Annotated in this window: 9 protein-coding genes; 4 read left to right on the forward strand and 5 right to left on the reverse strand. The window is 63.3% G+C overall.

What is annotated here, in order from left to right:
* Position 1: 1 nt before the first annotated feature.
* The 4 genes from H8A92_RS17350 to H8A92_RS17365 all read right to left on the reverse strand — a co-directional run bounded on the left by H8A92_RS17350 (position 2) and on the right by H8A92_RS17365 (position 2,162).
* Positions 2-568 (reverse strand): F0F1 ATP synthase subunit B, encoded by a 567-nt coding sequence (locus H8A92_RS17350; protein WP_229182363.1) that lies wholly within the window; start codon positions 566-568, stop codon positions 2-4.
* 114 nt (positions 569-682) lie between these two features.
* A complete protein-coding gene (locus H8A92_RS17355) occupies positions 683-913 on the reverse strand; it encodes a F0F1 ATP synthase subunit C (protein ID WP_016847054.1) in 231 nt (76 codons plus the stop codon).
* Positions 914-968: 55 nt separating this feature from the next.
* The gene (locus H8A92_RS17360) at positions 969-1,718 is read right to left on the reverse strand and encodes a F0F1 ATP synthase subunit A (protein WP_163153093.1); all 750 of its coding nucleotides are present in this window, start codon (positions 1,716-1,718) and stop codon (positions 969-971) included.
* A gap of 72 nt (positions 1,719-1,790) precedes the next feature.
* Entirely contained in the window at positions 1,791-2,162 is a 372-nt protein-coding gene (locus tag H8A92_RS17365; RefSeq protein ID WP_163153092.1) for an AtpZ/AtpI family protein, read from the reverse strand.
* Between the two features lie 274 nt (positions 2,163-2,436).
* On the opposite strand from H8A92_RS17365, the gene H8A92_RS17370 reads away from it, so the two are divergent.
* Genes H8A92_RS17370 through H8A92_RS17380 form a run of 3 tightly spaced genes read left to right on the forward strand, consistent with a single transcriptional unit; the run spans position 2,437 to position 4,130 of the window.
* On the forward strand, positions 2,437-3,060 hold the full coding sequence (locus H8A92_RS17370) for a 2-hydroxychromene-2-carboxylate isomerase (protein ID WP_229196906.1): 624 nt from the start codon (positions 2,437-2,439) through the stop codon (positions 3,058-3,060).
* A 32-nt stretch (positions 3,061-3,092) separates the two neighbouring features.
* Positions 3,093-3,602 carry a hypothetical protein gene (locus H8A92_RS17375; RefSeq protein ID WP_229196907.1) on the forward strand — a complete coding sequence of 170 codons (510 nt, stop codon included), beginning with the start codon at positions 3,093-3,095 and terminating at the stop codon, positions 3,600-3,602.
* 54 nt (positions 3,603-3,656) lie between these two features.
* On the forward strand, positions 3,657-4,130 hold the full coding sequence (locus H8A92_RS17380) for a secondary thiamine-phosphate synthase enzyme YjbQ (protein WP_229196908.1): 474 nt from the start codon (positions 3,657-3,659) through the stop codon (positions 4,128-4,130).
* 80 nt (positions 4,131-4,210) lie between these two features.
* On the opposite strand, the gene H8A92_RS17385 is transcribed toward H8A92_RS17380, so the two are convergent.
* A complete protein-coding gene (locus tag H8A92_RS17385; protein ID WP_229196909.1) occupies positions 4,211-5,875 on the reverse strand; it encodes an MFS transporter in 1,665 nt (554 codons plus the stop codon).
* A 315-nt stretch (positions 5,876-6,190) separates the two neighbouring features.
* Between H8A92_RS17385 and H8A92_RS17390 the strand changes: the two genes are divergently transcribed.
* The gene (locus H8A92_RS17390; RefSeq protein ID WP_229196910.1) at positions 6,191-6,865 is read left to right on the forward strand and encodes a response regulator; all 675 of its coding nucleotides are present in this window, start codon (positions 6,191-6,193) and stop codon (positions 6,863-6,865) included.
* Positions 6,866-7,202 lie beyond the last annotated feature (337 nt).

Consider the following 7,202-nt stretch of genomic DNA (forward strand, 5'->3'; position numbering starts at 1 on the left):
TCTATCCCTTCAGCGAAGCGTCGACGGCGCTGTTGACCGCATTCGCGTCCGGCGTGACGCCGGCAAGTTGCTGGACGATGGCGCCGGCCGCATCCGCCGCGATGCCGCGGACGTTGCTCATGGCGTTGGTCCGGGTCGTTGCGATCTGCTTCTCGGCGTCGGCGAGCTTGGCCGCCAGCTTGTCTTCCAGGGCCTTGCGCTCGGCTTCCGAGGCCGCGTTCAGCTTCTCGCGGGTCTCGTTGCCGATCGCCTGCGCGTTGGAGCGCGCATTCGCCAGCTCGGTTTCATAGGCCTTCAGCGCCGCGTCGGACTCGTCCTTCAGCTTCTGCGCCTCGGCCAGATCGCCCTCGATCTTGTTCTGGCGTGCATCGATCGTCCCGCCGACACGCGGCAGAGCGATACGCGACACGATCAGATAGAGCGCGACAAATGCAATCGCCAGCGACACCAGCTGCGAGGCGTAGTTGGACGAATCGAACGGCGGAAAGGCTCCGCCGTGATGTCCGCCTTCTGCCTCGGTGTGGGCGCCGGCTTTCTGGCCTTTTGCCTCGCCATGACTCTCAGCCATGGTGTTCTCCTGTTGCTGTCATGCGCGCCGCCCTTGGAACGATCCTCGGGCGGCGCGAAGTGGTTACCGCGAGAGCGGAACCGGGTTGCCGCCAAAGCGGAACCGGGGTGCCGCTCAGAGCGGAACGAACAGCAGGAGCAGCGCGATCAGCAGCGAGAAGATGCCGAGCGCTTCGGTCACGGCGAAGCCGAAGATCAGGTTGCCGAACTGGCCCTGAGCGGCCGAAGGGTTACGCACCGCAGCGGCGAGGTAGTTGCCGAAGATGATGCCCACGCCGACGCCCGCGCCGCCCATGCCGATGCACGCGATGCCCGCGCCGATAAGTTTTGCTGCTGCCGGTTCCATTTGTAGCTCCTTGAGAAAGATAGACAGATTGGTGGGTGGAGATTCCCCGGACCGCTTAGTGTCCCGGATGAATGGCGTCGTTGAGGTAGATGCAGGTCAGGATCGCGAACACGTAGGCCTGCAGGAACGCGACCAGCAGTTCGAGCGCGTACAGCGCGACCGTAAGCGCGAGCGGCAGCACGCCGCCGACCCAGCCGAGCGCGCCCAGCGAGAAGCCGAGCATCGCCACGAAGCCCGCGAACACCTTCAGCGCGATATGGCCGGCCAGCATGTTGGCGAACAGACGAACGCTGTGCGAGACCGGCCGGAGGAAGAACGACAGGATCTCGATGAACATGACCAGCGGCAGGATGTAGATCGGAACGCCGGAGGGGACGAAGATCTTGAAGAATTTCAGGCCGTTCTTGTAGAGGCCGTAGATCAGGACGGTGAAGAACACCAACAGCGCAAGGGCTGCGGTGACGATCAGATGGGTCGCGATCGTGAAGGTGTAGGGGACGACGCCGACCAGGTTCGAGACGCAGATGAACATGAAGAGCGAGAAGATCAGCGGGAAGAACTTCATGCCTTCCGCGCCGGCGTTGCCGCGAATCGTGCTGGCGATGAATTCGTAGGAGAGTTCGGCGACCGACTGCAGCCGTCCGGGGACCAGATCCCGGCCGCTCGCCAGCATCAGCAGCGCAATCAAGAGCACCGCGATGAACATGAAGAGCGACGAATTGGTGAAGGCGATCGTGTGATTGCCGATGTGGCCCAGCGTGAAGAGGGGCTCGATATTGAATTGGTGGATCGGGTCGATTTTCATCCGCGCGGCTCTTGGTCCACCGGCCATCGTGCCGGTAATCGAATTTCAAATGTCGTGACTTCCCGCCAGCGCTCAGCGCTTGCCCGAGGCCACGCCCGCGGACCTCACCACGTTGACCACGCCGGCGACGAAGCCGAGCAGCGTTAACACGATGAAGCCGAATGGCGACGTCGACAGCAAACGGTCGAACCCCCAGCCAATCGCCGCTCCGACGGCAACGCCCGCGATCAGCTCCGAGGAAAGACGAAAACCGAGCGCCATCGCCGAAGCTCTGGCCGCACTGTCCCCGCTTTCATTACCGGATTGATCAGTCTTGCTCCTGCGGCTGTCGCGAATTTCTGACAACCGATGATCGAGACTTCCGAGCCTTGCGGAAAGCGCAGCTTCGTCAGGAGGCGATTGATCGCGACTTCCATCTGCGCCGTGGTTGGTGTTCTCAGCCATGCTGCAAACACTAACCGATGCCGCGGATGATGGAAATTGCGCCCGTCCCCGTCAAAAGCCGCGCGGACCATACTTACCGCGTCTAATCAAGTCAAGATTGCGTCGTAACCAGTTATTGCTTTGATTCTGCTGGTTTTATTTGGAGATATTCAAGGTCAGAGTGACGCAGTGTTCGCAGTGCAACAGCTTGCGTGGCATTGAGCGATGTTGCGTGGCTTTTCCGGCTCTGCTGGGATCACCGAAAGTCCATCCTCTCATACAGTCAAGGTTCCGCATGCCGCGCCAGATCGACTACTACTTCTCGCTGCAATCACCTTGGGCCTATATCGGCCACAAGCCCTTCGTCCGGCTCGTAAGCGCTTACGATCTCAAGGTAAATTACCGGCCCGTGCTGCTGGTCGATCTGTTCTCGGAGACTGGTGGATTGCCGCTCACCAAGCGCCATCCGGTGCGGCAGCGCTACCGGTTGATCGAGTTGCAGCGCTGGCGCGACAAGCGCGGGCTGAATTTTCATCTGCAGCCGGCCAACTGGCCGTTCAACGGTCGCCTCGCCGATGGCGTGGTGATCGCGGCGCTCGAGGCGGGGCTCGATCCCGAGCCGTTTTTGCAGCGCGCCTATCCCGCGGTGTGGGAGCTTGAGCTCAACCTTGCCGATCCCGCGACGCTGGTGAAGCTTGCCGATGATGCCGGTCTGCCGGGCCGGCAGCTGGTGGAGCGCTCAGGCTCGGATGCGATCAGCGCGGCCTATGAGCAGAATCGCCAGGATGCATTGGACGCCGACGTGTTCGGCTCGCCCGGATACGTGCTCGATGGCGAGGTCTTCTGGGGCCAGGACCGGATCGAATTGCTCGAGGACGCGTTGAAGTCAGGCCGCAAGCCCTATAGCTCTGTGGTCTAGGGGCTGGAAGCAAAGTTGAGGCGGAGCAAGCCATGCCCATCGCGATGTCCCTGTCGAAATTGTCGATCGCAGTTGCTGCCGTTCTGATCTCAAGCGGCGCTGCAACCGCGCAAGCTGCGCCCGACACCGAGAACGGCCGCTACGCATTGTCTCCGGCCGGCGACGGTTTTCTGCGGCTCGATACGCGCACCGGCGCGGTGTCGACCTGCACCAATTCGAGCGCCGGCTGGGCCTGTTACATGGTGCCCGACGAGCGGGCGGCGCTGGATGCCGAGATCGGGCGCCTGCAAACCGACAATGAAAAGCTGAAGGGCGAGCTCGCCGCACGCGCCCCGTCGGCCAAGACCGATGAGGCGTTGCCGAAATCGGATCAGCTGAAGAAGCCTGAGCCGAAGGTCGCCGAGGGCGAGCGCAAGATCGAGATCCCGCTGCCGAGCGACCGCGACATGGACCGCATGATGTCGTTCGTCGAGCGAGCCTGGCGGCGGCTGATCGAGATGGCCAACCGCGTGCAGCGCGACGTCAATGGCGGCAAGATTTGAGGCGGCTGCACAATGTCGTCCCGACCTTCGCCGGGACGACGGTCTAGAGGGAAGATGAGTCTATCGAAGCAAGTATCGCGCTCGGCGCCGTCCTCCGTCGCGGCGACCAGCATCGTCTCGTCGCGCCTGACGGTCGAAACCCAGGGCGCGGGCTTCACCGACGTCACGCGCGAGGTCGCAAAATTCCTGCGCGAGGTGCGCGCCGGCGAGGGCGCGGTCACGCTGTTCATCCGTCACACCTCGGCCTCGTTGACGATCCAGGAGAATGCCGATCCGACGGTGCTGGTCGATTTGATGACGGCGCTTGATCGCGCCGCGCCCGAAGACGGCGGCTGGCGTCACGACACCGAAGGTCCCGACGACATGCCGGCGCATATCAAGACCATGCTGACGGCGACCTCGCTGCAGGTCCCCGTGCTCGATGGGGAGATGGCGCTCGGCACCTGGCAGGGCATCTATCTGATCGAGCATCGCGCTCGTCCGCACCGGCGCGAAATCGTGCTGCAATTCATCGGCGCCACGCGGTGACGCGTTCGATCTAGCTTCCAAAACGACACCGGCCGCGGATCGCTCCGCGGCCGATGCATTTTGATTGAAGCGTCGACCGGTCAGGTCTTGGTGATGTCGACGTCCTTGGTTTCCGGAATGAACAGCGCGCCGACCACGACGGTGATTGCCGCGAAGATCACCGGATACCAGAGACCGGAGTAGATATCGCCGGTCGAGGCGGTGATCGCGAACGCGGTGGCCGGGAGCAGGCCGCCGAACCAGCCGTTGCCGATATGGTAGGGCAGCGACATCGAGGTGTAGCGGATGCGGGTCGGGAACAGTTCGACCAGCATGGCGGCGATCGGGCCGTAGACCATGGTGACGTAGATCACCAGGATGAACAGCAGTCCGATGATCGCAGCCACCTGCGGACGGAAGACGTCGAACGGATTCGACATCTTCACGATGCCGGCGTCACCCGGCTTCGGATAGCCCGCCGCCTGCACCGCTGCGAGGATCGCGGGGTTCGACGTCTTGGCGTCCGTGTACGGCAGCTCCTTGTCGTTGACCGTGATCTTCACCGGCGAGCCGGCCGGGCCAGGAATGGTGGAGTATTTCACCGACGACTGGGCGAGGAAGGCGCGGGCGGTGTCGCAAGGCGCCGTAAAGACGCGGGTGCCGACCGGGTTGAACAGGTCGCCGCAACCGGCGGGATCCGCAACGACCTGCACCTTGACCGTCTCATAGGCCTTTTCCAGCGCCGGGTTGGCGTTGGTCGTGATCATCTTGAAGATCGGGAACAAGGTGAGTGCGCCGATCAGGCAGCCCGCGAGGATGATCGGCTTGCGGCCGATCTTGTCCGACAGTGCGCCGAAGACCAGGAAGAAGCCGGTCCCGAGCAGCAGCGACCAGGCGATCAGCAGGTTGGCGGTGTAGCCGTCGACCTTCAGGATCGATTGCAGGAAGAACAGCGCATAGAACTGGCCCGTGTACCAGATCACCGCCTGGCCCATGGTCAGGCCGAGCAGAGCGAGGATCACGATCTTGGCGTTGCTCCAGGTCCCGAAGGCTTCGGTCAGCGGCGCCTTGGAGGTCTTGCCTTCCTCCTTCATGCGCTGGAACACCGGCGATTCGTTCAGCCGCAGGCGGATCCAGACCGAGATGCCGAGCAGCAGCACGGACACCAGGAACGGAATACGCCAGCCCCAATCCGCGAAGTCCTTTTCACCGGTGAAGCTTCGCGTGAACAGGATCACCAGCAGCGACAGGAACAGTCCGAGCGTTGCCGTGGTCTGGATGAACGAGGTGTAGTAGCCCCGCTTGCCCTGCGGCGCGTGCTCGGCGACGTAGGTCGCGGCACCGCCATATTCGCCGCCGAGCGCGAGGCCCTGCAACAGGCGGAGCGAGATCAGGATGATCGGCGCCGCGATCCCGATGGTCTTGGCGCTGGGCAACAAGCCGACGATGAAGGTCGACAGACCCATGATCAGGATGGTGACGAGGAAGGTGTATTTGCGGCCGACGATATCGCCGACCCGGCCGAACACGATCGCGCCGAATGGGCGCACCAGGAAGCCCGCAGCGAAGGCCAGCAGCGCGAAGATGTCCCGGGTGGCAGGCGGATAGTCGGAGAAGAACTGCGCGCCGATGATGCCGGCCAGTGAACCGTAGAGATAGAAGTCGTACCACTCGAAGACGGTGCCCAGCGACGACGCCAGGATGACGAAACGCTCATCCTTCGTCATGCCGGCGGGCCGCGCCGAAGTTGCAGTCATAGTGGACATCTGGATTGCTCCCCCCGAATTATTGCTGCCATGCTCGCCCCCGGCTGGCGGGTTAGACCCGAATGGGCCCTAGGCTTAATTTGAGGGTAACATCGCAGTGAAACCCGTCCCAATAAGACTTTTGGCTTTTGCACGCTTGAACTTATCTTCAGAGCCAAGAGTTGGATGGAACGACCCTGCGTGCGTCTATTGCGGCGCACAAGCTCGGCGGGTTAACTGCGTTGGCATCTGGTATTATCGAGCCCTTGCGTGATACTGCCGCGCGGGCGACAACCGAACGGCGCGGGTTTGCCAAAACCCGCTTGTGGGACTGAGATGACTGCTGCTGCCAATACTCATCTTGTCATCGCCGACGACCATCCGCTGTTCCGCGATGCGTTGCGCCAGGCGGTGTCCAGCGTCGTGAGTTCGGCCACGATCAGCGAGGCCGGATCGTTCGGGGATCTGACCGCGCTCCTGGAACGGGACTCCGATGTCGACCTGATCCTGCTCGACCTGAGCATGCCGGGGATCAGCGGCTTTTCCGGACTGATCTATCTGCGCGCGCAATATCCGGCGATCCCGGTGGTCATCGTCTCCGCCAGTGACGATGCCGGAACCATCCGCCGCTCGCTCGACTTCGGCGCCTCCGGTTTCATCCCCAAGCGTTTCGGCGTCGAGACGTTGCGGGATGCCATCATGAAGGTGATGGAGGGCGACGTCTGGGTTCCGCCGGACACCGATCTGTCGGCGGCCGGCGATCCCGACATGACCCGGCTGCGCGACCGTCTGGTGACGCTGACCCCGCAGCAGGTGCGGGTGCTGATGATGCTGTCCGAGGGGCTGCTCAACAAGCAGATCGCCTACGAGCTTGGCGTCTCCGAGGCGACCATCAAGGCCCACGTCTCCGCCATCCTGCAGAAGCTCGGCGTCGAAAGCCGCACCCAGGCCGTGATCGCCGCCGCCAAGATCGCCGGCGGCCAGTGGCGCCAGGGCACGCCGTCGAGCTGACGGCCATCGCCGCGTCTTTCGTTCCGTCACCCTGAGGAGCGCGCTCTTGCGCGCGCCTCGAAGGGGCGACGGCCACCAGCGGGGCCGTGCATCCTTCGAGGCTCGCTCCGCTCGCACCTCAGGATGACGGAGCTAACCTGGACGGTTCTGATTGACTTTGATCGCGCGCCTTCGCAGCTACTCCGCCGCCACCATCTGCTGCGTCCGCCACTGTCCGAGCAGCGCGCGCAGCGACGCCGGTTTGACCGGCTTGTTGAGGACGGCGATGTTTTCCTCGCGCGCGGCGGCGCGAACCGCCGGGCTGCGGTCGGCGGTGATCAGGATCGCCGGGATGCCG

Source organism: Bradyrhizobium acaciae, from assembly GCF_020889785.1.
Taxonomy (GTDB): Bacteria; Pseudomonadota; Alphaproteobacteria; order Rhizobiales; family Xanthobacteraceae; genus Bradyrhizobium; species Bradyrhizobium acaciae.